Below are 23,324 nucleotides of genomic sequence, written 5' to 3'. Positions count from 1 at the left end.
GTTCCTACTCCTTGTTCTCCATGGCTTCGGCGACCTCGTCCAGTGGCGACTCACCGGTGAAGGTGATGAACACGTGGTCGAGCGCGTGGGACGGAAAGGGGAAGTCGCCTGCGTAGGCGGCTGAGACCTGGCTGACCGCATCGCGTCCGACGTCCAGACCCCAGAAGGACAGATGCGGGGAGGTGAGGGGTACTGCGGCCTTGCCGACCGGTTCGGATCGGTGGAGCAGTGTGAGCTGCGCCGAGCGGTCGGCGTGACGATGCAGGGCGAAGCCCACCTCGCAGTCGTCCGTGGGCAGTTCGCTGTCGGCGGTGCACACGACACGCTCGCCGAGTGCGAGATGCTCGAAGGTGAGCCGCCCTTCGAGGACGTAGAGAACGTAGCCGCCCTGCACGCTACCGCTGGCCAGCAGCACACCCTCGTCGCTGGCTCGGTGACCTCGCAGGCTGGCGGTGACCCGCATGGAGCGGTCGGTTCCGGTGATCATGCTGGAAAATGGGACGTGCCCCTGTCCCGGACGCAGAACGATGTGGTCGCGGCCCATCAGTCCGTTTGAGGGGCGCACTCCCTGAAGTTCGACGAGTGTGCGGTCGTCGAGCGGTAGCACGTCGTTGGCGCGTGCCACCACAGTTCCTGCAGAACGGCCAGGCGTTGCGGGTGCCGGGTTGCGACGTCGTGGCTCTCGGAGAAGTCCGTGGCCGTGTCGTAAAGCCGCCATGTGTCCTCCTCGTAGGGAGTCCCCTGGTCATGCTCGGTGACCGCCTTCGAGCCGCGGTGCCAGATCCCGCGGTGTCCGATCATCTCCCCGTACTGGGTGTCCCGTGTGTGGGTGCGGCGGGATCGGCGAAAGAGCCATCACCACACCACTTCCCCGCCAACCGCACCCGACATCGACCGGCGATGACGGTTGGTGTCCGACTGAGCCGCCGGACTCGCGTTTACGGCAGCGGCTTGACGTCCACTCAACTCCCGTGCGATTGCGGTGTCCAAGCATCCGTCCACGCATGTAGGCGAGCCGTCTCCGGGAGGAGCCCGAAGCGACCTGCATGCGGTGGTCAGTCTGCGAGCGAGTCGAGTTCCTTCTCGAGGTCGGCCTTCGGCCTGGCGCCCACGATGGTCTTGACCACCTCGCCCCCGCGAAAGAGCTTCATGGTCGGGATGGACATGATCCCGTAGTGGGCCGCGATGGCGGGATTCTCGTCGATGTTGAGCTTCGCAACGGTGAGGCTGTCACGACGTTCAGCGGCGATCTCCTCGAGAACAGGGGCCACGACGCGGCACGGGCCACACCAGGCGGCCCAGAAGTCCACCAGGACGGGCTTGTCTCCCTGCATGACTGTCTCATCGAAGTCGGCGTCGGTCACTGTCACGGTGGCGTGAGGCACAGAAATCTCCTTGTACACGATTGTGGTCACCGGGCTGTACGCCGCTCGGCTGAAGGATGTCGGCCAGTCAGGCCGGCAGGGACCCGGGGGCGCAGCACCATCAGCCGTTGAGAACGTGCTGCGCTGCTCCGGGAGCTTGGGCGCCGCCCTCTCGCCCGTGTCACCGCCTCAGCGGAGGGATGCCCGCCGATCACGGCGAAAGGATCGGCTCCGCCGGCCGCCGGCCGCCGGCAGGTGCTTGTCCAGCTTCACCTGGGCCTCCGCACGGCGCAGGCCTCCGATATCCACCCCGTGCGTAGAAAGGGCGCGCGGGCCGCCGGTCGGCAGGACAGGGGTGGCGGCCCGCGCGGCTGGGGGTGTCAGGCGTGCTGGTGCGGTGTGACGAGGGGGAATTCGTTGTCGGTGTCGGCGACGATGTTGAAGTAGTTGGTCAGGATGTTGAGGGCGAGGTTGCCGATGACCTCGGCGATTTCGGCGTCGGTGACGCCGGCGGCGCGGGCGGTCTTCAGTGTGGTCTCGTCGATGGTGCCGCGGCCGCGGGCGATGGCGTCGGAGAGGGCGAGCAGGGCGGCCGTGTGCGGGTCGGTGGACTGTGCGTGACGGGCGCGTTCGACCTCGTCACTGTCGAGCTCGGCGACGTTCTTGCCCAGGAAGGTGTGGGCGGACAGGCAGTAGGAGCAGCGGTTGTACTCGGCGGTGGCCAGGGAGAGGCGCTCGCGGACCGGGCCGGGCAGCACGCCACCGGCGAGCGCCTCGGACAGGCCCATCCACCCCTTGAGCAGGGCGGGGCTGTTCGCCATCGCCTTCGCCATGTTCGGGACGGAGCCGATGCTCTTCTTGAGTTCGGCGAGCAGGGCGGCGGCCTCGCCGGTGGCCTCTGCGGGGTTTATCTCCGGCAACGTCGACATTGCAGTCTCCTCCTGATGACAGAAACCAGCCACTAATGGCTGCATCAACTTTTTGGCGTTAGGATCGTGGCATGCCGCACGACCGATCGTCAAATGGATAGAGACAACGGCATCCATTAGTCTGGTGTAGTGTGGAGGCATAATGCCGAGGCCGCGACCACAAGCGCGGCGCTGCTGAGTGAATCGCTGCCGCTCGAACTGATGAACACCCCACCCTCGACCGCGGCCGCGATGCCCTCGGCACCGCAACCGAGACCACAGCTTGGCTGCGGGCTCTTGGCGACCGGAAGCAAAAGGGTGCAGACGGGACCACGGCAGGGTCACGCACAGGACCGTCGGAGTGCTGCGGCCCTACTCAGCGGCCTCAGCTGCTACGGCGCCGCGCACCGCCCTCGCCGCCGCGCCCCACGACGAACCACGCCCGACCCCCTCAGCGACCCAGCCTCCAAGCAACGGCCACGGCACGGACAGCATTGATCAAGGACGAATGGCCGCATGTGGAAATGGCCCTGCCCACGACCGGTTGCGCAGTACCGACTGCAACGCCAGGGGTGCTGGCGCTCCGCTTCACCCCGTAGGAGTTCTCGTGCCCAAGTCCCGTAAGCGGGTGCCCGACAAGCGCAAAATCCGTCAGCCGGCAGCCAGTCCGCCCGGCCGGCACGGGGGTAGCCCGAGTCGGCCCACACCACAGCCCCCTCAGGCGCGGATCATACTTCCGCCGCTGGAGCAGATACTTCCCCCCGGCGTGTGGCCGCCGTCGACCACGCCCGCGTCGACGTCCCCCGCGACGGGTGTCCCACCGGTACCGATCCCGGCACCTTCGGCGACGCATGCAAGGGGTGCCTCGCCCATCCGCCCCGCACCCCAGGTCACTGGGACAGAAGCGGCCCCAACTTCCGAGGTTCGGGGCACAGGACGGGCGACCTGGCGGCAGGAGTTTGCCGAGCAGGTACCCGGACTGGCGGCAACCTACTGGTTCGACGCTGGACCGGATACCCATTCCGGCCCTTACACGGTGGCGATCACATTCGTCGGCCTCCGCGAGGGCGGCGAGCCCGGAGAAGATGCGCGGGACCGGTTCGAGCGCGTGGAGACCGTGGAAGGGATAACCCCGGGCAGCGGCCGGATATCGGTCACTGCGAAGGTGGAGGACATCAACCCGGGGACCTGGCATGTCACCGCGACACCGGTCACCCTCGCGCCTGCCGGGCACAGTGGCACCCCTGAACCAGGGCCCCGGCTGGAACCCACGGTGGTGACGACCTCGACGCGCTTGGCGCCGCTGGTCCGTGGCCCGGGCGTACGCCCGTTCGCCTGGCCATTGCTGGTCGCTGTCGGTGTGGCGCTCGCCGTTGTCGTGCAGGTGTTGCTCGCCGCCCGGGCCGGGCTGGACACCGGGACGGCGGTCGTCGCCTCGCTCGCGGGATCCGTGGTGGGTTACTTCAGCGCGAAGGCTTACTACATGGTCCAACACCGCCAGCACCTCCGACGGTTCGTTGGCGCCGGTACCTGTATCCAGGGCTTCCTGCTGGGAGCGTTCGGCACCGCGCTCGCGGTGGTCGCAGCGGCGGGCATCCCCGTGGGGACGTGGCTGGACGTGGCGGCACCGGGAGCGTTCTTGGCCATGGCTACAGCCCGGCCAGGATGCTTCCTGGGCGGCTGCTGCGTGGGACGGCCCACCACCTCACGATGGGGAGTCTGGTCATCCGACCGAAGGGTGGGCATCCGACGCGTACCCACCCAACTCATCGAAGCCCTCCTGGCCCTGACTCTCGGCGCGGCGACACTCGCCGCGGACCTGACATGGCGCCCTGCCATTCCAGGCATGCTCTTCGTCGCGGCCATGGCCGCCTACACCTTGGGACGGCAACTGCTGTTCCCGCTGCGCGCGGAAACCCGCAAGACGAAGGCCGGTCGGCCGCTCACCGCTGCCGCCACGCTCCTTGTACTCCTGGCCGCGCTCACGGCACCCATCCTGGCCTGACACCGGCCGTCCACATACCTCCTCATGCTGCAGGGGCAGGGCAATCGTGCCGCTCCTGTCGCAGGCGTCAGCAACTCGAAGACAAATCCCCACGAGGAGTGGGCGCCGGGACCGGGTAGGCAGCGGGTCCCCCTGGACTCGCGGCCGCGGCGCCAGTGGACCGGCCTGCAGAGGCATCTTCGACACACAGGCCGGAACACTTGGCAAGTCTGGTGGGGAGGACATCACCTGCGCATCAGTCACACGACGGTGATCGTGGTGGAGCATCAGGACCGGCTGACCCGTTTCGGCGTCGAGGGCATCGAGGCCGCCTCTCGGCATCCGGTCGGCGCCTGGTGGTCCTTGACCCGCAGGAGACCACGGACGAACTGGTGCGGGACACCACCGGGGATCTAAATGGGTGCCGCCTGTACGGGCGCGCGGTCGCAAAGAACCGCGCCGCGCACGCCGCCGCTGTCATGACCGGCAAGGCTCCCGGGTGAAGTCACTTTGCAAGGGAACTCTTGCGGCAATCGCTTCGCCCAGGCGCAGATGGGCGGTCAGCCAAGGGCAGGTGAGCAGGCGATCAGCAGCGACGTCAACGGCAGTAGCGGGATGGTCACGGCCATCACCGCAAGAGAGCCGCGCAGGACGGGGTGCGGTGCCTCTCGCGAATCGAGAACGCGCTGGATGCGGATCACGGCGCTGTTGCCGCCTGCAGCCAATGCCCCCTTCGGGGCGCGCGCCGCGGCCATCTCGTACATGGCGGTGGCCAGTACCTCGTGGGAGTGGCTGCTCAGTGCTCGATCGTCCGCGATCATTTCCAGCAGCAATGTCGTCTGCTCCTGGGCGTGGCGAGCGAGTGGCACCCATCGGAATATGGAACGGAAGGCTTGCATTGCGGCCAGGGGAAGGTGGTGGCGGCCCCTGATGTGGCCCTGTTCGTGTTGCAGCACGGCGCCCAGTTGCTCGGGCGTCAGCTGCCGCACCGTCGCATCGGTGATCACGATGCGGGGACGGCGACCGGGTAGGCAATAGGCCGCGGGGGCGTCGTGCGACAGCACGATGGCGCCCAGCTGAGCGGAGTGGCGCCCCACCAGGTCGACGGCTTCCTGGTGTCGGGTCCGTGCACGTCGGGCTCGCGTGAGGTGGAAAGCGAAGCTTGCGATGAGGGTGACTCCGATGGCCGCGGATACGTTGGCCCCCAAGTGGCTTCCAATATCGGGGGCGAGCCGGCCCACGCCCGTGCCCACCGTCCAACCGTCCAGAATGCCCACCAGAGGTTTGATCGGCATGGCCAGGTTGCAGACGGTAAGCGCCACCGCGATCGAGAAGGAGATCGCGAGCGACTGCCACACTGCCGTTGCCAGAGCGGGAGCCCGATACGGCCAACGGCTGCGAAGCATGATCCGTGGGGCAGCGAAGCCCACGGCTGCTGTGTAGCCGACCAGGGCGGGGGCAACGTTCATGGCATTCCCTTGACTTGTCGTCCCACGTTCCGCAGGGCTTCGCGCAATGCGGCGACCTCTTCCTCGGACATGTTCTCGACGAAGTGGACAAGCGTTGCTGGGCGATCTTTACTTTCTCCCAGGGCATCCTCCATGAGCGCGGCGGCGTACGCCTCGCGGCTGCGTACCGGCGTATACAGCCAGGCCCGACCATGTTTGGCTCGGAGCAGCCAGCCCTTGGTGTAAAGGATGTTCGTGACGGTCATGACCGTGGTGTAGGCAACGGGACGTGTCTCGTTGATGTCGTCGACGATCTCGCGGACTGTCGCTGGGCGGTTCCAGGTCCAGAGACGATCCATGATCTCCGCTTCAAGATCCCCCAGCCGCCGCATGGCCCTGACTTCCCTTCGCCACTGAATACGCAAGGTCATGGTAGATGCCTGCCACGCTGGGCCTCCGAGAAGGAAGCGGAAAGGCGCACTGCGCAGGACCCGAAGTCCGGATCTGGTCTGTGCCCCACCAGCCCATCGTGGGAGTCGAGTACAGCTGCGGGGGATGGCTGCGCCAGGGCGAAGGCCGAACGCGATGGTTGCGTTCCTCTCCCCCGGCGGCCGGGCCAGTCATCGCCGCCGCACGTCAGGCTCGCTCCTACTCCTTCTCGGGGTAGACGAATGCGCGGACCACCAAGTGGTTGGGACTTGTCTCCGTCTCGCGCACGATCCGCCCCTCGGCGTCCAGGGCAAACTCAACCTGTACCTTCTCCGAGGGGTAGCCGATCAGCAGCGTGGCGGTTCCCCCAGGTCCGGGTACGAGGTCCGCGTAGGCGGCGCGGCCGCCGCTGTAGGGCTCGGAGGCCAGGAGGTACTTTCCGGTGATGTGTGTGGAGTAGGGGCTGCCGCTTCGGGCGGTGTCGCTGGTGACCCGCTCGTACAGGGTGAACTCACTGCGGCGAAGGATCTGTACGGTGCGTTCCAGCGCCTTCGCGCCGTCTCGGGCGGGCCAGGGTACGGCCAGCGAAACCGTGCCCCCGTCCCATGCGCGGGAATCGGCGCGTAGGGTCACTTGGTTGGTGCCGGACTCCCAAGCGACCGGGGCAACGAAGCAACCAACGCCACAGTCCCGCAGCCGCAATGGGCGTAGCTTGCCGGAGGGGGTGGCCAGCGTCGCAGCCAGCCGGTATCCGGCGTCGGCACCGGGCATGTCCGCGCCCGGTGCGGTCAGCCACACCACGACCTGCCCTGCGCTCGCCTGTACGCTCAACCCGATTTGGCCGATCCGCGCACCAATGGGCACCACCAATCCGGAGGGCGGCGGCGCTGCGGACAGCGCCGCCGCTGTCTGCCCGGGCGGAGCTGCTGCGGTCAGGGAGGCGGTCACCGCCAGCACCCCGACCAGCAGCCACGTTTCCGCACGAACCAACCGCACAGGCAGTCCTCGCTCTCTACGACCCCCTAGCCGAGCGCGGGCCGCCAGCGCGCACCCGGCCACTGCCACCACGAGCGCGGCCTTCAGAAGCACGAGCCGTCCGTAGTCCGTGGTCACCCAGGCGTCAAGCGGTACCACGATCAGTGCCGACAGCACTCCGGACAGCACCACTGCCCCGAACAGCCACGCCGCCATCCACGCGTAGGTGGTCAACGCCGCCCAGGCCGCACCTGGTGCGGACCGCCAGGCCCTCACGCAGCGCAGTACGTAGACCAATGCGCCAGCCCAAAGCCCGGCGGCGACCAGGTGCAGCATCGTGGCCAGAGCGCCCCATCCGGGGAGGAATGACTCCGGATGAGCTCGCCAGCCTTCAGCGACGACCACCGCCACCAGCGGCATCCAGGACGAACGTGGCCGCACGCGCCCGAGTACGGCCGCGACCGCGAACGCGCCGGCTTCCACCAGAGTCAGGACAGCGGGACGGCTGGTCAGCTCACCTGCTGCCGGATCCACGAAGGCAGCGAGCAGGCTGCCTTCACCGACGATCAGCCCGACCAGCCCGAGGCTGGCCAACGTCCCAGCCAGCGAGGCGGGCAGCATCCATGATCGTGGCACCGCCATCTCATCGGGTCGATACCGTCCGACCAACCGCAGGGCCGCCGCTCCCCCGACGGCCAGCGCCAGGGCCGCGAACAGCACCCATCGCAACACCGTCGTTGCCGCCTGACCGCTGGTAGCGGACGCCCCGAGGCTGCCGGTCGACAGCCTGCTGGATGCCCTGGGGCCTACCCCGAACTGGTAATTGCCGGTGACCACGTCCCCGTCGTCAGCGACCACTTGCCAGGTCACCGTGTACACCCCAGGTGCCATTGCCTGCCGGACCGCAACGGTGACCACACGTCCGGCCTTGTCCCGCGCGGCAGAGCCCACTGCCGCTGACGCTCCGTTCTGCGCGGCGATGCGCACTGTGTTACCGGTCAGGGTCACAGGTTGATCGAAGATCAAAGTCAAGGTCCTCGGTGATGACGACACACTCGTGCCTGCACCGGGTGTGGTGAACAGCAGTGACGCGTGCGCGGACGCCGACGGGGCTCCACCCATGGAGAGCGCGAACATGGCCAGAGCAGCGGCGAGCACGACGAATACCCGCTGTCGCACTCCTACCGCACGGCGGCGCCCCCACCCATCCGGTCGCGAGTTCATGCAAAACACTCCAAGCTCTTGGCTCTGAACCCTCAAGATCTAGTAAGCTACTTAGTAGATTAGATGCAGCACTTTGAGCCCTATCAAGCGGGGCCGTGGAACAGGTCGCGAGCGACCGAACCTGGGGTGCCTGGCCAGGTGAGCAGCACTGAAGAGAGCTCAGGGGGTTGGAATGGTGGAGGGATTGGCCAGCAGACGCGACATACCGCGCCCCGCCGCCGTGGCCGGCGGCTTGGGTGATACGCCTTCAGGAGCAACACGGGGACGGTCGGCCGCCCCTGCCCGGGGAGCGCCACCGCGGCGTGCGGCCCGGCGCCAGAACAGACGTGTGGGCGCGCTGGTTGCTGCGCTCATCCTGTCAGCGAGTGCCTGCGCTTCCGGCCACCAGGCCGAGGGCACGGCCCCTCGGTCCCCGGACGTCTCGGAGTCGGCCACGGCGGGAGCCCTGGTGTCCTCGGTTCCCGGTCACCTGACGGTCAACGTTCTCGGAGGACGGGATCTGCCGGCAATTACGGTCGCGCACGCGAGGGTCAGCCTCCTTGCCAGTGGCGACGGCGAATTGTCGATGTCCGTGGTCAACGACGGTAGCGCGCCCGAGCACCTCGCCTTCGTCTCTACCCCGGATGCGGCCCGCACTTCGTGGCGCGGCGCCGTATCGCCTGCCGGAGTGGAGCTCCCCACCGGCAGGACTGTCACCCTCGGCAGCCATGGTGCACCGCAGGTGTCCTTGCACGGTGTCCATGGCATCCATGCCGGACGCGCCGTTCCGTTCATCCTCGGCTTCGCCAACGTCGGGTTGGTTCATCTGCAGGCCCTGCCGCCACCTCGCTGACTGTCTTCGGCAGAAGGCACGTGCCTGTGCCGTCGCCATGTGGACGAGTCCGCGACGCTCGAGACCCCAAATGTACTGTCCTGCCACGACAGTTCGGCACAGCCGCCAACACCGCCACGTCTTCGGCCGCGGAACCACTTGCTACGAAAGCGGCCGCCGTCCGATGACCCACAGTCTCGGGCATCTCGACGCGGCCCTCCGTCGGCACCAGGTAAAGCGAGCCTCGTGAGATCCGGGTGGCCGCGACCTTGTCCATGCCGCAGGTGAAGCAGTGTGCGAACAGGGCGTACGCCCGCGGCTTGCCCTCCGGCACAGTTCCAGTCGTGCAGCGAGCGGTGCGTCCTGCGATCCTATGAACTCGACCTTCTTGCTCCGCATCGGGCGTATCCCTTAGCTCTGCGGGGCTGGGTGGTGGCGCCGGTAGTGGCGGGCGACGCGCACGCGGTTGCCGCACGCCGGAGAGCACCATTCCCGGCGAGCATGGTTCTTGACGAAGAAGAGCGGACAGTTGGGCGCCAGGCAGGGGCGCAGGCGGTCGCGGTCGGCTCCGGTGAACAGGTCGACAGCCTGGTGCGCGATGAACTGCACGGCAAGGTCCGCGGCCGTCCCGGGGCCCCGATAGGCACGGGACGGTTGCCCGTCGGCGGGCCAGACGAGCTCGGGCCAGGCTTGCGCGAGAGCGTTCAGCGTGGCAATCGCCTCCCCTCGCGCCAGCTCCGGCGCCGTAGCCGCAGGGCGCGGATCGTCGGTCGCCTCCGCTGCCAGGTGTCGCAGCGCGTCACGCAGCGCACGCAATGCTCCGGCGACCGGGCGCACCATGTCCTCGTCCATCTGATCGGCCTCGACCGCGGCCTCGACTCCGAGCCGGTGGGCCACCGCGCGAAGCCAGGCGGTGGCCCCCGCGTCGCCGTCAAGGGCGTCGTGGGTGCGGCCGCGATCGAGGGTGACGGTGTTCATCAGCTCGACCGGCAGCGGTTCCCCCAGCAGCGTCGCGCTGGTGGTCACACCTTCCGTAGTCATACGTCCACGATATCACCTGACTAATGGATGAAGTCCGTCTCAATCATTTAACGAAAGGGGAATGGCGTGCCACAGCCCTAACGTCAGAACGTCGCTTAACGGCGGCAGGTGCTGGAGACGTTCTCGGCGGGGATCGTGCGAGACGTGGCGGCGGAGCTGTGCATGCTGTCGTCGGCGCGGGTGCGGGGTAAGCGGGGCAGCGCAGGGACTGCTGCGGTTCTCCACCACGCGGGATCCGGTGCAGTTGGCGGCGTTCGTCCGCGCACGCGTCCTCAAGCCCGAGGGCGAGTACTGGCGGCGCGGGCTGCAGGCGGCGATCGCCTACCGTGCGGACCAGGACCATCTGCGGGTCCCTTACGGGCATACGGCGCCCGACGGGTTCGCGTTGGCGTCGGATTGCCGTGGCTCTCGGCCCGCGCTGCCGGCGTTGCCACTGTGGCCGCAATGCGTATCGGCTGGACCGCGGGTGCGCAGGTCGTCACGCGTGGACGGGATCGCCGGCGTCGAGGGGCTCGGCATGGCGTCGGTAGAGCCATCCGTACGGAAGCAGGTCCATACCGCCTTGCCGCTGCCGGTGGGGGTAGTACGGACTCCCCACTCGTCGCTGAGCTGCTGGACGATGCTGATGCCTCGCCCGGCTTCCTCGCTTGGTGAGGTGTGCGGAGTGTGGACAGGAGTGTGGGTGGTGGTGTCGTGCACTTCAACGTGAAGGCAGTATGGGTTCTGGACGAGCCGGATCATGTAGTCCCGGTGTTCCGGGCTTCCGTGTTCGACGGCATTGCCGGCCAGTTCCGAGACGCATGTCCGGATGTCGTCGCGGCGGGGGCATACGCCCCAGTTGTCGAGGGTCTTCATCGCGAAGTCTCGGGCTGCGCGCACGGTTTGTGGAGTGGCCTTGAAGGTGCGTTGGGCCAGGTACTGCATAGCGGATCCTTGCTGGCGGCGGCACTCAGAGCGTGGGTCTGGTGCCACTGGCGGCCCCGGAACTCGCCGTTAGCACCCAGACTGTCAGGAGGAGGACCTGACAGTTGCGTCAGCTGCGGGGGGTGACGAGTTCGGGGTACTCGTTCTCGGGGCCCACGAAGACGTTGAAGTAGTTGGTCAGAACGTTGAGAGCGATGTTGGCGATGATCTCAGCGATCTCCGCATCGGTGACACCAGCGTTGCGAGCGTCGTCGATGTCCTGCTTGGCAACCGAGCCGCGGCCGCGGAGGATCGCGTCGGACAGCCTGAGGATCGCGTCCACGTGGGCGTCGTTGGAGGCGGCGTCGCGGGCTCGGTCGATCTCGGTCTGGTCCAGCTTGTGTTCTTCGCGAGGAAGGTGTGGGCGGACAGGCAGTAGCTGCATCGGTTGTATTCAGCGGTGCTCAGGGCCAGGCGCTGGCGGACAGGTGCAGGCAAGGTGCCCTGGTTGAGAGCCCCGGACAGCTCGAGCCATGCCTTCAGGACGGCGGGGCTGTTTGCCATGTGCTTCGTCATGTTCGGAACGGCCCCGATGGTCTTCCGCAATGTGGTTGTACAGCTCGGCGACCTCACCGGTGGCGGCGGTGTGCTCGATGCGGGCGAGCTCGGTCATGGTGGGCTCCTTTTCGTCTGGGGGAGCTTTCGCTTCCATTGACGAGTCTGCGCCTTACCAGATGACACGGCCAGCTCATATCAGATCCGATTTCGGCCTCAGAGTCTCACCGATGCGCTGTGGGCTTCGGGTGAAAGGGCCTGAGAAGACGGAGCGGGGACTGCTCCCCCGCACCTACCTCGCCAGCGGGCTGAGGCCGCCACCGACCCAGAGCGCGGCGACCTGAACGGGCTCGGCAACCAAGTCCGCCCTGATTGAAGCGGCTCGACCACAGCGCAGCTGCACTGCGCTGTCCGGACTCCCCCACCCACCGGAAGAACCAGTTCTGGGCGGCAGTTGAGCACCACCGGTTGTCGGTCGCAAGAGCTGACTCGCGCACGCGGTGAGTGCTTCGTCTGGTACAGCGCTGGAACTGGCGGACAGCCGAGGCGCCGGCTGGGGCGACTTCGCCGGCATGGTGGCCGACGAGGGTTCCTGCGGCTCTTGTGCGCTCGACGCCGCAGAGGCGTCTCCCGAAGGCCTGGGCCTCGCGCGGGTCCTTCGGTCCTCGTCGGGCCCTGGGTCCGATGTCCGCTGCTCTGCTCGGGGGAGGCGCACTCAAGGCGTGGAGTGGATCAGGGAACTCGCCGGGTGTAGGTCTCTATCTCGCAGGCGTGAAGGGAAGAGCAACATGACATCCGATCGCGCGTATGCGAGCACTGGGCGCGAACGGGCTCGGGAAGCTGTTCGGCCAGGCGCATGGGTCAGCCGCGATGTCTGGCCTCCGCAGGGGCGCTACTGCGGCCCTGCTACGCGATCTCGCTGCTGCTGGCCCCGTCGGAACTTCGCCGGCGTCGTGCCGATCTGGGCACGGAAGGCGCGCGAAAAGGCGGACTCCGACTGGTAACCGACTCGGAGAGCGATCGCGGCGACCGTGGCGTCTGTGGAACTCAGAAGTTCGGCTGCAGTCATCAATCGAGCTTGGGCGAGGAAGCGCCCCACGGTCATTCCGGTTGCCTTCCCGAAGCGGCGCAGGAAGGTCGCGCGCGACATCGCCGTCTCGCGACTAAGCCGATCGATTGTCCAGTCCGCTGCCGGGTCGCTCAGGACGGAGTCGATGGCCTCCGCGATTCGTTCATCGGCCGCTGCGGTCCACAAGGTGTTTGCCGTGATGGCGCCCGGCGAGGATCGCAGCATCATCGCGAGCAGCGCCGTGCAGAGTGCCGAGAGGATCGCCGCGGTTCCCCTGCCTTCACGCTGAGCCTCCCCTCGCATCAGGGCGCTCATCATGCGCAGGACCTCATCGCTGTCGGCCGACTGCCCGAAGGAGACGTGGATCGGCTCGGGGAGGCTGCGGAACAGCATCTCCCCGGCGCCGGCGTCGACCGTGTAGTGACCGCAGAAGAGGTCGATGACTGCGTCTCCTCCACCTTCGCTGCGCGTAGTTACAAACGCATCGCCGGCGACCTCGGCTATACCCTGCTTCGGGCCCGGCCCGGGGACGATCACTCGATGGGGGGCGCCACTGGGAATCAGGGCGACATCTCCCGGTCGCATATCGAGCACAGTGGCCCCGACGTGCAGTTGGCACTCGCCCTCCAACAGCACATGGAAAGGTGCCTCCAGCTGGTGGTACCGAGCGACATCCATGCGCGTGGACTCGCCCAACAAACAGCGCTTATCAAGGCTGGCCCGGAGACGTGCCATGCGCAGCAGATAGCTCACTGCGTCCATTGTTGAAACTTTCAGGCTAAAAAATTTATTTTGTTAGCTCACTTGTATCACTTATGTCGGATTGCCTCAAGGGAAAGCAGGCGTGCACTGAACACAACCGGGCCGTCACCTCGGGGGTGTGACGGGCCCGGCCCACGTCCACGCCGCCGTGGCGCACAGGCAACGGCATGACCGCGCCCCAGGACGGTGCGCTGCCGGCGCAGGATGGTGTCCGGGCGCTCCAGCAGCCGAAGTCGTCGAACCTTGCCCAACGGCAGGTGATGGAGCAGTCCGGCGACCAGAAACCGGTCGCCCGGCGTGAACACCGGCTTTGCTGCCTGGCGTTGCAGGATCGAGATCCTGGTGCCGGAGCACCAGGATCTCGATCTCCTTCTCACGTCCACTCATCGGCAGCAGGCGTATCAGAGAGAACGTGCTGGTGACGGCGAGGGAGGCCAGGCGCAACAGCACGGCTGATCATCATGCCAAGGCAAGGGCCCCGGCAGTAACGGGCCGCGGACAGCTGATCGCTGATCAGCGGCCTGAACCGGGCGGATGATGTACCGGCCCCCGCATTGGGACTGCGTCTTGTCGTACTGCCGCACCAGCGCCGGATCCAATCGGGGGTATTCCTCCCCCTGAGCGGCTCGCCCGATTGCGGGCCAGGTGACGTCACCTTAGCTTCAACACGGGCGGAGGAGTCCTGAAAAAGCCGAGATAATCCCCTTATGTCGGCTTCCCCTGGCGTCGAATGGAGCATTCATGTCGGTGATGACCGGTACACCACCCCAGCAGCAGATCGGCCAGCAGATCGGGGCGCCGCAGCAGCAGCTCTCGCAGGTGGTCCAGCAGGCGATCCAGCAGGCGTGCCAGCAGGCCAGCCAGCAGGTCGCGCAGCGCATGCAGCAGACGCTGCAGCAGATCCAGCAGGTCCAGCAGCAGCTGCAGCAACAGGGCTTGGCCCACCAGGCGCACCCGTACCTGGCTGTCGCCCTGCAGCACACGCTGCGCGAGGGCGTGCGGAACGCTGTGGAGCAGTCCGTGCAGCAGGCGCTGCCGACCGCGATCCTGACGCTGGTCCAACAAAGCCAGCAGGGCCAGCAGGGCCAGCAGGGCCAGTGGGGCGGCGGCTACGGCCAGCAGCAGTTCGGCCAGCCGTTCCCGCAGTTCCAGCAGCCCGGCTTCGGTTTCGGGCAGCTGGGTCAGCCCTTCGGTATCGGCTGACGCCCGGGCGGCTCCCTGTGCGGTGTGCCCGGAGGGTCGTCCCGGGCACACCGCATCACCGTGAAAAGCGCGAGCCGCCCGTCCCCGGACCAGGAGCACAAGGACGACGTAGACGTAGGCGTGGTGAAGGTGGACGTGATGGTCAAGGAAAGGCCCGGGAACAATCGCGAGAGCGAGTCCGGGGGCGCGGCGGCGGGTGGGCCGGGACCCGAGGGGAAGGAAGCGGGAGAACGCAAGGAGGGCGCACCGTCACCGTTCACGGTGCGGCCGCGCCGACAGCGGTACATGGTGACACCGCTGCCGCAGCATCTGCTCCCCCTGGGAGTGCCCGAACTGAGCATGGACGCGGTCTGCGACCGCCTCGAGCGGATGCCCGAGGTCAAAGTGATCCGCAGGCTCCGGCCCTCGGAAAAACTCCAGTCGAGCGGACTGCAGCCCTCCTGCCCGGAGATCGCGGTCGTCGAGGCGGCCGAGGCCCAGGTGCCGGCGATGCGATCGCTGCATGTGCACATCGAACCGGACCTGCCGCTGTCCGCGGCCGGGCCGATCGCCACGCCGACCGCCGCAGCCGTGCCGCTGCGTGATCCGGGGCTGGTCATGCCCCTGGAACACCCCGTGGACATCACATTGCGCGTCTGCGGCCCCGGCGGCGAACCGCTGGCGGGCGCCGGGGTGTTCCTGATCGGCTCGACCTGGCCGGCCCAGGGCATCACCGGGGCCGACGGGACGGCCACCATCACCCTGGCGACGGAATCCGAACACTCCGTCCAGTCCCTCTACATCCGGCCCAAGGACGGCTACACGGACCGCTGGATCCACCACCCCGACCTGTCGGCGACCCAAGAGAACGTCGTCACCCTCACCCCGCTCGCCAAGGTGTACCCGGAACTGGAACAGCGCCAGCAGTACGGCTGGGGCCAGCAGGCCATGCGGCTGGACCGGCTGCCCCCCACCTTCCGCGCCTTCGGCGTCAAGATCGCGCTCATCGGCTCCGGCGTCAGCGCCGAGCACCCCGATCTGAAGCAACGGGTGCGTTCCGGGACCGATCTCGTGCACGGCACGGACGAGGGCTGGGCGAAGGACGAGGTGGGCACCGGTACGCATGCGGCGGGCGTCATCGCCGGGGCGGACACCGGCAAGGGCGTCATCGGCATCGCGGTCGACGCCGAGATCGACGTCTGCAAAGTGCTGCCCGACGGCCACTTCAGCGACCTGATCGCCGCCCTGGACCACTGCATCGACCGCGAGATCGACATCGCCCACATCGCGGTGGCCACCCCATACCCCTCGGCACTGGTCTCCCGCAAACTCGCCGACGCCGGCGCCGTGGGCATCGCCTGCGTCGCCCCCGCCGGCGACACCGGCGGACCGGTCACCTTCCCGGGCTCGCTACCCACCGTCTTCACCGTGGGCGCGCTGGGCACCTACGGCTCCTACCCGCCCGACACCTCCCAAGCCACCCATACCGGGCCCCAGCTGACACCGGAAGGCCTCTTCGTCGCACCGTTCAGCTGCCACGGCCCCGGAGTCGACGCCGCCGCACCCGGTGTGGCGGTCCTGTCCTGCGCACCGCACGGCGGCTACGCGGCCCTCGACGGCACCGGCACCGCCTCGGCCCACATCGTGGGCCTGGCCGCCCTCGTTCTCGCCCACCACGAAGACTTCCACGGACAACTGCTGCCCCGTGGCCCCGGCCGGGTCCAGCACCTGTTCGAGATCATCGCCGCCAGCTGCCGACAACTCGCCGCCCTGGGCACGGTGGAGGCGGCACGCGTCGGCCGCGGCCTACCCGACGCCCTCGTCGCCCTGTGGCTGGTCCCCGGAGTACAACTCCCCTCGGCCCTGGCACCCTACGTCCTGTCCATCGCCGGGTAGATCCCCACCCGGGCCAAGCACACGGAACGGCACCCGCCTCCAGAAAACGGGTGCCGTTCGGCCTGCAGGCCATCCGGAGGAACCACAGGACTTTGTCAGGGGCCGAGAAAAGCCGCCGCCCACCCACCGACAAAAACCAGAGCAATCGACTCCCCCCACGCCGTGGCCAAGACGCACGGCGATCCCTTCCGCCCCTACGACGGATGCGCCGCCCCGGGCGCCGCCCCGTCGACGCCCCTCTCTTCGAGAGCGCGCCGGCGGCGAGCGGATGCGACCCACGCCAGACGGCGCCAGCCGAAATGGACCAATGACATCGCCGCTCAATGGCCCAAGCCGGCAGACCACTGCGCGACTAGCGTGACGGACATGACGAACACCGCACCCACCCGTGTCGACTTCTACTTCGACCCCGCCTGCCCCTTCGCCTGGATCACCTCCCGCTGGCTGCTGGAGGTCGAACGCGAGCGCCCGCTCGACCTCCGCTTCCATGCGATGAGCCTGTACCTGCACAACACCGGGAACGAACTCCCCGGGTGGTACAGAGAGTTGGTGGACAAGTCGATCGGCCCGGTGCGGGTCGCGGCGGCCGCCGCCCAGCGGCACGGCGACAAGGTGCTGCGGGACCTGTACACCGCGTTCGGCACCCGAATCCACGAGCGCAAAATAGAGGACTTCGACCAGGTGGTGGCCCAATCCCTCGCCGAACTCGGACTTGCGGCCGACCTCGCCGCCGCCGCGCACGATCCGGCGTACGACGAGGCCGTACGCCGCAGCCACGACACAGGCGCCGAACCCGACTCGGGCGGCTATGTCGGCACACCCACCCTGCACGTCGACGGCGCCGTATGGTTCGGTCCCGTGCTACGAGCCATCCCACGAGGCGCCAAGGCCGCACAACTCTTCGACAGCTTCCGGGTACTGGCCGCCCACCCCGACTTCTTCGAACTCAAGCGAACCAGGACCGGAGGGCTTTCGTTCGACTGAACGGGTCCGGCGCGGCCAGACTCCAACCCACGCCCCCCGCGTCGAGGACGCCCTGCCACAGGGCGCTCAGGGGTGGGAAGAGCCCGTTGCCCAAACCCGCCCGACGTACCGGCCGCTTCCACGCTCCCCCGCGCCACACCCTGACCGAGAGTCAACAACGCTCAGCCAAATGTGTATGTCACGGCGGCGAAAGCCTCACCGGCGAGAGCCACCCCGGCCTCGGCGAGCACAGGAGCTCCCTACGCGGCTCCACCACGCCTATACGGTGGTTCGCGCGTGCCTGCCACACCCGTCGCCAACCACGCCCGCCACGGCCTGTTCGCCCCCTACACGACGTGCACCGGCGGTGCGGACGAGGCCGGCCGGTGCGAGAGGGGGCAAGGCCAGTACCGCCTCGTCAGGAAGTGCCGCCGATGATCCGCGCACGCTGCTGCGAGTGGTGGATCAAGCCCGGCCAAAACTACGTCAAACGCGACGTCGAGACAGGGTCGGCGGCCCTCTACCTGCACGCCCGGTGCCGACAGGCCGCCGAGCACCTCGCCGCCCGCCGCACCTTGACACCCTGACCACAGCTCACCGGGCCGCGGGCGCGAGCGGGACACCGTAAGACCGCGGCATCAGGCCCGAAGGGAACGACGAACAACCAGCGGGCCGAACGCCAAGCTGGCGGCAGCAATGGCGGCCGCCCCGTCGGCTTCGGCAAGACGATCTACAGGCGAAGGAACGAAGTCGAGAAGGCGATCAACGCGCTGAGGAGCTCCGGGCCGTGGCCACGCGGTATGACAAGCGCGGCTACGTCTTCCTGGGCAGCGTCACCGCGGCGGCGCTCATGATCTGGCTGCGCACATAGCCGTGCCCCGGTTCTGGGGGTTGAGGAACGTCGGGACGAACGTCGTCATGCCAGGACCGACGCCCCTCAGCGGCCGAGGTACCGGGAGCCGGCCCGGGGCATCTGGAAAACTTCGGGTAAGCCTGTCGAATGCGCGTCGCCCGTCCGACGTAGAGGCGTACCGACCAGACACACAGCCAGAAAGACCCGTGATGGCCCAGTACGCGATCCTCATCTTCGACAACGCCGCGGCCGGCGACTACACCCTGGACCAGCAGGCGGCGAGCAAGCGCCACGCCGACGACCTCATCGACTCCGGCGCCATGATCACGGCGTACGCGCTGCAGTCCGCCGACACCGCCACCTCGCTGCGCGGTGATGTGGTCACCGACGGCGCGCCGCCGGCTACATCGTGCCCTGACCGCCGTCCCGGCCTGACGGCCCTACCGGCTCGGGGGCCGGGCTCAGTTCACCAGAGCGGAGCGCCGCAATCACGCCGCCGTCGATCGGACCCGAGAGCAGCGGTCTTTGCGGATATGAAAGACACGAGAATCTTGGTCTGATTACCCACAGCAGAGGAGAGACCAGCTCACCGCGAAAGAGTCGGTGTGCTGCCGATGTGCACACTTGTGTAAGGTGGTGTTCATGACGGAGACGACCTACTCAATCGTGGAAGCTCGCGCCCGGCTGGGCGCCATCGCGCGCGAGGTCAGCGCCACCCGTGAACCGGTCGCCATCACCGACCACGGCCAGACCATCGCCATACTGGTCAGCCCCGCCGATGCCCTCGAACTACAGGAGATGCGGGCCCTGGCCGCCTACCGCGCGCGCCAGGCGCAGGGCGAGAACGCTGGAGTCCCGCAGGCCGAGGCGTACCGCCGCGTATTCGGCGGAGATGAGGCGTGAGCTACGAAGTCATCTGGGAGCCCGAGGCTCTCGCTCAGGCCGAGCGGTTCGCCAAGGACGACCCTCGGGGCGTGCGGCAAGTGTTCACCGCCGTCGACCGCCTCGCCGACGACCCGCGCCCCGAGGGCGCGTTCGGCAGCGCCGACGTGCTACGCATCCACGTCGGCCGCTACCGCGTGATGTACGAGATCAGCGACCAGCAGGTCCGCGTCAGCGTGATTCACCTCGGCCGTCTGCGCTGAATACGACGGATGGGGGCGACCTCTGCACGAGGCCGCCCCCATCCGTGTTCGCGGACATATCCCCGACCGGGACCAGACGGAAGAAGCGCCCAGGGTGGTGTTCAGCGTGTTGCCAGACGGGGTCATGCGTGCGTGCAGCAGGGCGCTGCGGGTGAGCTCGGCGCCGCGCTTGCATTCCTTGTCGAAGTCGAACAACGCGGTCAGGCCGGAAGCATCAGCGGTGATCACATCCTGGCCGCACCCCGGAGCCGGGAGCTCACCTGACGCGGGCCCCTGCGGCCCGGCCGTCTGCGGTCTCAGCGAGCCGTAGGATCGGGCTGAGGGCGGCGCACCGGATAAGGCTGGGAGAGCACGCGCGGCGGGGAGTGCGAGGGAACGGCTGGCCGAAGTGCTCTGCGGGTCGTAGCAGGCAGGTGCCTTCAGCGCCCAGGTCAAGGCACCCGCGCATATGCTCGGGCTCGCGGGGGCCGGTGTCGGGCCGGTGAGTCTTCCACTGCGCGCGCCACAGGCGAAGAAGCTGATCGCGGTGGCGCGCCCGGCGTTGTTCGGCCGGGGCGAGGAAACACTGAGCGACACCAGCGTCCGCGACATCTGGCAGATCGCGCCGGATCAGATCACCCTGGCAGGCCCCGCGCTGCCAGGGGCTGTGCGGGTCGGCGAAGTAGACCTGGAACCCGGCGTCGATGCGGAGTTGGGCGTGCTGGGCCAGTTCCGTGCCGCGGTCCCAGGTCAGTGACCTGCGCAGTTGCTCGGGCAGCGTGGTAATCGTCGTGGTGATCGCGTCCTTCAACGGCCTCGGCGCCCCGGCCGGCCAGGGCGGGCCCGTTCTTGGTGCGTGGTTCAGTGCCGAAGCCCTCCATCCGGGGCAGATGTAGCAGCATCGTGAAACGTGTGGTGCGCTCCACGAGCGTGCCGATCGCGGGGGTAGGGGACGGGGGTAGGGGACAATCGCTGTGGGCGAGCGCTCACGTAGAGCGTGTCCGGCCAGCTCCATTCGGGCACCACACCATTGCCGCGCGGACACGAGCCGAAGCCGGCCGCCGTGCCACGAAGCTGCCCTTTGACGCAGTCGGGTGCCTCACCGTGTCTTGTGTGTGGAGACCACGGCCCAAGCCTGTCGGCGCGACCAGCGCCCCGGGCGAAGCCGGCGCTGGGACGCTGGGCCCGGCGTCCTGCCCCTCGGGGGACCGTGATGCGCTGCAGCCGCAGGCCGACCCTGAGATGCCGGCGGCGCAGGCCCTTGACATGATGGGAGAAGTGCCAAGGAAACGTCCCTCCCGCTCGGTCGAGTTGAGGGACACGGGTTGAGGCCGGTGCACACACGATACGCGGGCAGAGTCCGCCTCGGGCCTGCGGCTGCGCCGGGAAGCGCAGACGCCACCACGGACCGGCCGTCGGGGCAGCCATTGTGCGAAGACAGGAGAAGCCATGGCCGCGCACACAGCTATCGCTGGGTTGCACTCCGGAGGGATCACGGCGAGCCGATTCGGACTCGCGCTGAACCTCGCCAGCATCGGACGGCTCAAGTTCGAGGATTACGAGGTGGAGAACATCCGTCCTGTGGTCGTCTCGAGCCCACTGCTGCGACGGCCGTTGAGAAGGCTCGGAGAGACGAGACTGGCCAGAGCAATCGGGATCACTGAGATCACGATCGCCGGGATGATCTCCACCGGACGGTGGGCGCCCAGAGTCTCGGCGGCTGGCAGCCTACTCGCGGCCGGGATGTTCACCGTCACGCTCAGTTTCCTGATCAGCACTCCGGAGGCGTGGCACCAGCGGGTCCGAGAGCCGAAGCTCTCGCCGGCCGGCCAATTTCTGATCAAGGACGTGGTGCTGCTGGGCGCTTCCCTGATCACCGCCGCGGAGTCGCTGAGCAGAAGCCGACGACCATGGCCTGTCACGGCTCCCCAGCCGTGAGTGGCTCCGCCCGTGACGCCACCGACGTCCATTGACCCCCTGACTTGCCGGTGGCCCAGCACTGGATTCATCTCCAGACCACGAACCCGATCGAGTCGACGTTCTCCACGGCGAAGCTGCGGACGAAGGTCACCCGGGGCGTCGGCAGCCCGGCCGCTGCCCTGGCGATGGTGTTCAAGCTGGCCGAGGCCGCCCAGGCTCGCTGGCGGGCGGTCACCGCACCCCACCTCGTCGCCCTGGTCCGCTCCGGCGCCCGCTTCGAAAAGGGGCCGGCCGTCGCCGGGCGCCTACGTGAGACGTCGGCGTCTGGTGACGGTGACCCACGAGCTGGGCCGGCACTGCCCAGAGGCACGATCGGCACACTGCCAGAGTCGTAGGACGGCCTCGACAGTGAAGCGGAGGACCACCACTGCGTTGGTCAGAGCCGTCACCCCTGCCAGAGTGACCTGCTTCGTCCCGCGTTCTGCGAGGAAGTTACACAAGGCGTCGTCAAGGCGGCCGGCCGCCGAGGCCGCCCATCGGCGCTCGGCCTTCGGCACAGAAACCGACCGCACGAGCCCGTCGTCACGGGTCAGCGCGAACTCGACCGCGCTCTGAAGGTAGCGGGCGTCGAGGCGTGGCGGATAGCGTTGGTGACCATCTCCCTGACGATCAGCACCGTCCCGAGCTAGACGCCCTCTCCTGGACCCCATGTGTCCCGTTGGCACTGCACAAGGGCCCACGCGGTGCCGACGACGGCGACGTCACTCGCGAAAGCCCAGACCGCCAGGTGGTCAGGACGCGGTGCGCGCGACGACCAGTCGGCCGTCGCTGGACGCGACGGCGCCAGCACGATCCCTGCCGCCTGGAAGCACGCGTCCACATCCGTGCCCGGCCTGTCGAGGGCGACCTGCAACAGCGTCGCCGCTACGGGCCGGGCACGAGCGATGGGGGCAGCTTGAGCGGCCCTTCCTCGTTCTCCCGTCCCGGCTGTGGGGGGAGGCAGCCGGGCTCGCGTCGGGCGGCCGCCTCTGACCACCACTTCAACGGTCCGCCCGTGCACCGCGCCCTGGGCAGGCCCTCGCCCTCGGCCCCAGCACCCCTCTGCCACGCGGTAAGAGTCCGGGCGATGCATGACGCGAATAGGGTAGAAGAGACACTCCAGCACCGTCTGGGAGGTAGGCATGCCGGAGTACAGCAAGAGCCAACAGCGCATCTCACAGCTCACCGACCGGCAGTACCGTGTGACCCAGCGGGACGAGACGGAGCCCTCGTTCTCCAACGCCTACTGGGACAACAAGGCACCCGGTATCTATGTGGACATCGTGTCCGGGGAGCCCCTCTTCGCCTCGGTCGACAAGTACGACAGCAGGACCGGCTGGCCCAGCTTCACGAGGCCTCTGGAGTCCGGCCACGTCGTCGAGAGGCCCGATACCAGCCACGGCATGGTCCGTGTCGAAGTACGGTCGGCTCAAGGGGACAGCCACCTCGGGCACCTGTTCCCGGACGGGCCCAGCGACCGCGGAGGACTGCGGTACTGCATCAACTCCGCCTCGCTGCGCTTCGTCCCCCTGGAGGATCTGGAGCAGGAGGGGTACGGCCAGTACCTGAGCGTCTTCGAGACGACGGAAGAGGACACCGCCGAGAGCCGATGACCGGCGACCAGGGCAAGGCCCCGGAGCCCGAACGGCATGGTGGCTCGGCGCACCGTCATGCGGCTCGGGGCCCAGCAGGGCCCCAGCCGATACCCGTGTACAGCAGTACGGAAAACGCTCATGTGCTGCGGAACCCAAGGGGTCGAGTCACCTCCACGGAGCGGAGGCAGCCAAGACAATAGAGCAGACCCCCTCCAATAGGGTCATCTTCCGCAGCGCTGAGCCATAAGACGCCCGCCGGACCTCACGAGCAACGGAACC

At 68.0% G+C, this 23,324-nt stretch carries 24 protein-coding genes and 5 pseudogenes; 16 read left to right on the top strand and 13 right to left on the bottom strand.

Features of this window, described 5'->3' with window-relative positions; genetic code table 11:
* Nucleotides 1-4 precede the first annotated feature (4 nt).
* The 4 genes from ACQEXA_RS57475 to ACQEXA_RS57460 all read right to left on the bottom strand — a co-directional run bounded on the left by ACQEXA_RS57475 (nucleotide 5) and on the right by ACQEXA_RS57460 (nucleotide 2,293).
* Complete coding sequence (locus ACQEXA_RS57475; RefSeq protein ID WP_433134342.1) at nucleotides 5-487, bottom strand: hypothetical protein; 483 nt, start codon at nucleotides 485-487, stop codon at nucleotides 5-7.
* 56 nt (nucleotides 488-543) lie between these two features.
* Nucleotides 544-801, bottom strand: a complete 258-nt coding sequence (locus ACQEXA_RS57470; RefSeq protein ID WP_433134340.1) for a hypothetical protein — start codon at nucleotides 799-801, stop codon at nucleotides 544-546.
* A gap of 254 nt (nucleotides 802-1,055) precedes the next feature.
* Nucleotides 1,056-1,385 carry a thioredoxin gene (gene trxA, locus ACQEXA_RS57465; protein ID WP_432920164.1) on the bottom strand — a complete coding sequence of 110 codons (330 nt, stop codon included), beginning with the start codon at nucleotides 1,383-1,385 and terminating at the stop codon, nucleotides 1,056-1,058.
* Nucleotides 1,386-1,744: 359 nt separating this feature from the next.
* A complete protein-coding gene (locus ACQEXA_RS57460; protein ID WP_432920166.1) occupies nucleotides 1,745-2,293 on the bottom strand; it encodes a carboxymuconolactone decarboxylase family protein in 549 nt (182 codons plus the stop codon).
* A gap of 1,015 nt (nucleotides 2,294-3,308) precedes the next feature.
* Here ACQEXA_RS57460 and ACQEXA_RS57455 point away from each other — a divergent pair.
* Both ACQEXA_RS57455 and ACQEXA_RS57450 read left to right on the top strand, forming a co-directional pair.
* Complete coding sequence (locus tag ACQEXA_RS57455) at nucleotides 3,309-4,277, top strand: prolipoprotein diacylglyceryl transferase family protein (protein ID WP_433134338.1); 969 nt, start codon at nucleotides 3,309-3,311, stop codon at nucleotides 4,275-4,277.
* 249 nt (nucleotides 4,278-4,526) lie between these two features.
* Nucleotides 4,527-4,759: pseudogene (locus ACQEXA_RS57450) on the top strand (IS607 family transposase); the annotation flags it as partial.
* A gap of 57 nt (nucleotides 4,760-4,816) precedes the next feature.
* Here ACQEXA_RS57450 and ACQEXA_RS57445 read toward each other — a convergent pair.
* The 3 genes from ACQEXA_RS57445 to ACQEXA_RS57435 form a co-directional block, all read right to left on the bottom strand.
* Nucleotides 4,817-5,725 (bottom strand): M56 family metallopeptidase, encoded by a 909-nt coding sequence (locus ACQEXA_RS57445; protein WP_433134336.1) that lies wholly within the window; start codon nucleotides 5,723-5,725, stop codon nucleotides 4,817-4,819.
* Entirely contained in the window at nucleotides 5,722-6,096 is a 375-nt protein-coding gene (locus ACQEXA_RS57440; protein ID WP_361002700.1) for a BlaI/MecI/CopY family transcriptional regulator, read from the bottom strand. Before ACQEXA_RS57440 ends, ACQEXA_RS57445 begins: the two co-directional genes overlap by 4 nt.
* 256 nt (nucleotides 6,097-6,352) lie before the next feature.
* A complete protein-coding gene (locus ACQEXA_RS57435; RefSeq protein WP_433134822.1) occupies nucleotides 6,353-8,230 on the bottom strand; it encodes a copper resistance CopC/CopD family protein in 1,878 nt (625 codons plus the stop codon).
* Between the two features lie 550 nt (nucleotides 8,231-8,780).
* On the opposite strand from ACQEXA_RS57435, the gene ACQEXA_RS57430 reads away from it, so the two are divergent.
* Complete coding sequence (locus ACQEXA_RS57430; RefSeq protein WP_433134334.1) at nucleotides 8,781-9,164, top strand: hypothetical protein; 384 nt, start codon at nucleotides 8,781-8,783, stop codon at nucleotides 9,162-9,164.
* A 390-nt stretch (nucleotides 9,165-9,554) separates the two neighbouring features.
* On the opposite strand, the gene ACQEXA_RS57425 is transcribed toward ACQEXA_RS57430, so the two are convergent.
* The 4 genes and pseudogenes from ACQEXA_RS57425 to ACQEXA_RS57410 form a co-directional block, all read right to left on the bottom strand.
* The gene (locus ACQEXA_RS57425; protein ID WP_433134332.1) at nucleotides 9,555-10,184 is read right to left on the bottom strand and encodes a CGNR zinc finger domain-containing protein; all 630 of its coding nucleotides are present in this window, start codon (nucleotides 10,182-10,184) and stop codon (nucleotides 9,555-9,557) included.
* A gap of 354 nt (nucleotides 10,185-10,538) precedes the next feature.
* Complete coding sequence (locus ACQEXA_RS57420; protein WP_432920178.1) at nucleotides 10,539-11,108, bottom strand: ATP-binding protein; 570 nt, start codon at nucleotides 11,106-11,108, stop codon at nucleotides 10,539-10,541.
* 109 nt (nucleotides 11,109-11,217) lie between these two features.
* Nucleotides 11,218-11,532 carry a hypothetical protein gene (locus tag ACQEXA_RS57415; RefSeq protein ID WP_432940012.1) on the bottom strand — a complete coding sequence of 105 codons (315 nt, stop codon included), beginning with the start codon at nucleotides 11,530-11,532 and terminating at the stop codon, nucleotides 11,218-11,220.
* Nucleotides 11,529-11,651: pseudogene (locus ACQEXA_RS57410) on the bottom strand (carboxymuconolactone decarboxylase family protein); the annotation flags it as partial. The pseudogene ACQEXA_RS57410 and the gene ACQEXA_RS57415, both read right to left, overlap by 4 nt.
* Between ACQEXA_RS57410 and ACQEXA_RS57405 the strand changes: the two are divergent.
* The gene (locus ACQEXA_RS57405) at nucleotides 11,596-11,802 is read left to right on the top strand and encodes a hypothetical protein (protein WP_432940014.1); all 207 of its coding nucleotides are present in this window, start codon (nucleotides 11,596-11,598) and stop codon (nucleotides 11,800-11,802) included. The pseudogene ACQEXA_RS57410 and the gene ACQEXA_RS57405 sit on opposite strands and share 56 nt — an antisense overlap.
* A 732-nt stretch (nucleotides 11,803-12,534) precedes the next feature.
* On the opposite strand, the gene ACQEXA_RS57400 is transcribed toward ACQEXA_RS57405, so the two are convergent.
* Complete coding sequence (locus tag ACQEXA_RS57400) at nucleotides 12,535-13,473, bottom strand: cupin domain-containing protein (protein WP_432920182.1); 939 nt, start codon at nucleotides 13,471-13,473, stop codon at nucleotides 12,535-12,537.
* A gap of 741 nt (nucleotides 13,474-14,214) precedes the next feature.
* On the opposite strand from ACQEXA_RS57400, the gene ACQEXA_RS57395 reads away from it, so the two are divergent.
* The 9 genes and pseudogenes from ACQEXA_RS57395 (at nucleotide 14,215) to ACQEXA_RS57355 (ending at nucleotide 19,512) form a co-directional block, all read left to right on the top strand.
* On the top strand, nucleotides 14,215-14,676 hold the full coding sequence (locus ACQEXA_RS57395) for a hypothetical protein (RefSeq protein ID WP_432920186.1): 462 nt from the start codon (nucleotides 14,215-14,217) through the stop codon (nucleotides 14,674-14,676).
* Between the two features lie 60 nt (nucleotides 14,677-14,736).
* Nucleotides 14,737-16,551: a S8 family serine peptidase gene (locus ACQEXA_RS57390; RefSeq protein WP_433128074.1), complete on the top strand. Its 1,815-nt coding sequence runs from the start codon at nucleotides 14,737-14,739 to the stop codon at nucleotides 16,549-16,551.
* A gap of 366 nt (nucleotides 16,552-16,917) precedes the next feature.
* Entirely contained in the window at nucleotides 16,918-17,535 is a 618-nt protein-coding gene (locus tag ACQEXA_RS57385) for a mycothiol-dependent nitroreductase Rv2466c family protein (protein WP_433128076.1), read from the top strand.
* 276 nt (nucleotides 17,536-17,811) lie between these two features.
* The gene (locus ACQEXA_RS57380) at nucleotides 17,812-17,952 is read left to right on the top strand and encodes a hypothetical protein (RefSeq protein WP_433134330.1); all 141 of its coding nucleotides are present in this window, start codon (nucleotides 17,812-17,814) and stop codon (nucleotides 17,950-17,952) included.
* Nucleotides 17,949-18,101: a hypothetical protein gene (locus tag ACQEXA_RS57375; RefSeq protein WP_432920192.1), complete on the top strand. Its 153-nt coding sequence runs from the start codon at nucleotides 17,949-17,951 to the stop codon at nucleotides 18,099-18,101. The genes ACQEXA_RS57380 and ACQEXA_RS57375 overlap by 4 nt, the downstream gene beginning before the upstream one ends.
* A 75-nt stretch (nucleotides 18,102-18,176) precedes the next feature.
* Nucleotides 18,177-18,385, top strand: a pseudogene (locus ACQEXA_RS57370) (IS5/IS1182 family transposase); the annotation flags it as partial.
* Nucleotides 18,386-18,576: 191 nt separating this feature from the next.
* On the top strand, nucleotides 18,577-18,927 hold the full coding sequence (locus tag ACQEXA_RS57365; protein WP_432920193.1) for a hypothetical protein: 351 nt from the start codon (nucleotides 18,577-18,579) through the stop codon (nucleotides 18,925-18,927).
* Between the two features lie 82 nt (nucleotides 18,928-19,009).
* Entirely contained in the window at nucleotides 19,010-19,270 is a 261-nt protein-coding gene (locus ACQEXA_RS57360; protein WP_359412087.1) for a type II toxin-antitoxin system Phd/YefM family antitoxin, read from the top strand.
* Nucleotides 19,267-19,512 carry a type II toxin-antitoxin system RelE family toxin gene (locus ACQEXA_RS57355; protein ID WP_359412085.1) on the top strand — a complete coding sequence of 82 codons (246 nt, stop codon included), beginning with the start codon at nucleotides 19,267-19,269 and terminating at the stop codon, nucleotides 19,510-19,512. The genes ACQEXA_RS57360 and ACQEXA_RS57355 overlap by 4 nt, the downstream gene beginning before the upstream one ends.
* A 580-nt stretch (nucleotides 19,513-20,092) precedes the next feature.
* On the opposite strand, the pseudogene ACQEXA_RS57350 reads toward ACQEXA_RS57355, so the two are convergent.
* Nucleotides 20,093-20,432: pseudogene (locus ACQEXA_RS57350) on the bottom strand (transposase); the annotation flags it as partial.
* Nucleotides 20,433-20,940: 508 nt separating this feature from the next.
* On the opposite strand from ACQEXA_RS57350, the gene ACQEXA_RS57345 reads away from it, so the two are divergent.
* The 3 genes and pseudogenes from ACQEXA_RS57345 to msrB all read left to right on the top strand — a co-directional run bounded on the left by ACQEXA_RS57345 (nucleotide 20,941) and on the right by msrB (nucleotide 23,063).
* Nucleotides 20,941-21,429: a DUF417 family protein gene (locus ACQEXA_RS57345; RefSeq protein WP_432920196.1), complete on the top strand. Its 489-nt coding sequence runs from the start codon at nucleotides 20,941-20,943 to the stop codon at nucleotides 21,427-21,429.
* A 53-nt stretch (nucleotides 21,430-21,482) separates the two neighbouring features.
* Nucleotides 21,483-21,806 (top strand): annotated as a pseudogene (locus ACQEXA_RS57340) (hypothetical protein); the annotation flags it as partial.
* Between the two features lie 786 nt (nucleotides 21,807-22,592).
* On the top strand, nucleotides 22,593-23,063 hold the full coding sequence (msrB, locus tag ACQEXA_RS57335; RefSeq protein WP_359409836.1) for a peptide-methionine (R)-S-oxide reductase MsrB: 471 nt from the start codon (nucleotides 22,593-22,595) through the stop codon (nucleotides 23,061-23,063).
* The last annotated feature ends 261 nt before the right edge of the window (nucleotides 23,064-23,324 follow it).

Origin of the sequence: Streptomyces sp. CA-106110 (genome assembly GCF_050936285.1) — a bacterium.
GTDB lineage: Bacteria > Actinomycetota > Actinomycetes > Streptomycetales > Streptomycetaceae > Streptomyces.
The sequence above is the reverse complement of the archived record's forward strand: the minus strand, read 5'-3'. Positions and strand labels throughout refer to the sequence as shown.

Bases quoted from the DNA above. Each gene is read 5' to 3' on its own strand.
- ACQEXA_RS57365 (WP_432920193.1), top strand. From the start codon at position 18,577: ATGGCCCAGTACGCGATCCTCATCTTCGACAACGCCGCGGCCGGCGAC.
- ACQEXA_RS57400 (WP_432920182.1), bottom strand. From the start codon at position 13,473: ATGGACGCAGTGAGCTATCTGCTGCGCATGGCACGTCTCCGGGCCAGC.
- ACQEXA_RS57345 (WP_432920196.1), top strand. From the start codon at position 20,941: ATGGCCGCGCACACAGCTATCGCTGGGTTGCACTCCGGAGGGATCACG.
- ACQEXA_RS57470 (WP_433134340.1), bottom strand. From the start codon at position 801: ATGATCGGACACCGCGGGATCTGGCACCGCGGCTCGAAGGCGGTCACC.
- ACQEXA_RS57375 (WP_432920192.1), top strand. From the start codon at position 17,949: ATGATCCGCGCACGCTGCTGCGAGTGGTGGATCAAGCCCGGCCAAAAC.
- ACQEXA_RS57440 (WP_361002700.1), bottom strand. From the start codon at position 6,096: ATGCGGCGGCTGGGGGATCTTGAAGCGGAGATCATGGATCGTCTCTGG.
- ACQEXA_RS57395 (WP_432920186.1), top strand. From the start codon at position 14,215: ATGTCGGTGATGACCGGTACACCACCCCAGCAGCAGATCGGCCAGCAG.
- ACQEXA_RS57360 (WP_359412087.1), top strand. From the start codon at position 19,010: ATGACGGAGACGACCTACTCAATCGTGGAAGCTCGCGCCCGGCTGGGC.
- msrB (WP_359409836.1), top strand. From the start codon at position 22,593: ATGCCGGAGTACAGCAAGAGCCAACAGCGCATCTCACAGCTCACCGAC.
- ACQEXA_RS57435 (WP_433134822.1), bottom strand. From the start codon at position 8,230: ATGGGTGGAGCCCCGTCGGCGTCCGCGCACGCGTCACTGCTGTTCACC.
- ACQEXA_RS57475 (WP_433134342.1), bottom strand. From the start codon at position 487: ATGATCACCGGAACCGACCGCTCCATGCGGGTCACCGCCAGCCTGCGA.
- ACQEXA_RS57445 (WP_433134336.1), bottom strand. From the start codon at position 5,725: ATGAACGTTGCCCCCGCCCTGGTCGGCTACACAGCAGCCGTGGGCTTC.
- ACQEXA_RS57425 (WP_433134332.1), bottom strand. From the start codon at position 10,184: ATGACTACGGAAGGTGTGACCACCAGCGCGACGCTGCTGGGGGAACCG.
- ACQEXA_RS57415 (WP_432940012.1), bottom strand. From the start codon at position 11,532: ATGCAGCTACTGCCTGTCCGCCCACACCTTCCTCGCGAAGAACACAAG.
- ACQEXA_RS57460 (WP_432920166.1), bottom strand. From the start codon at position 2,293: ATGTCGACGTTGCCGGAGATAAACCCCGCAGAGGCCACCGGCGAGGCC.
- ACQEXA_RS57420 (WP_432920178.1), bottom strand. From the start codon at position 11,108: ATGCAGTACCTGGCCCAACGCACCTTCAAGGCCACTCCACAAACCGTG.
- ACQEXA_RS57385 (WP_433128076.1), top strand. From the start codon at position 16,918: ATGACGAACACCGCACCCACCCGTGTCGACTTCTACTTCGACCCCGCC.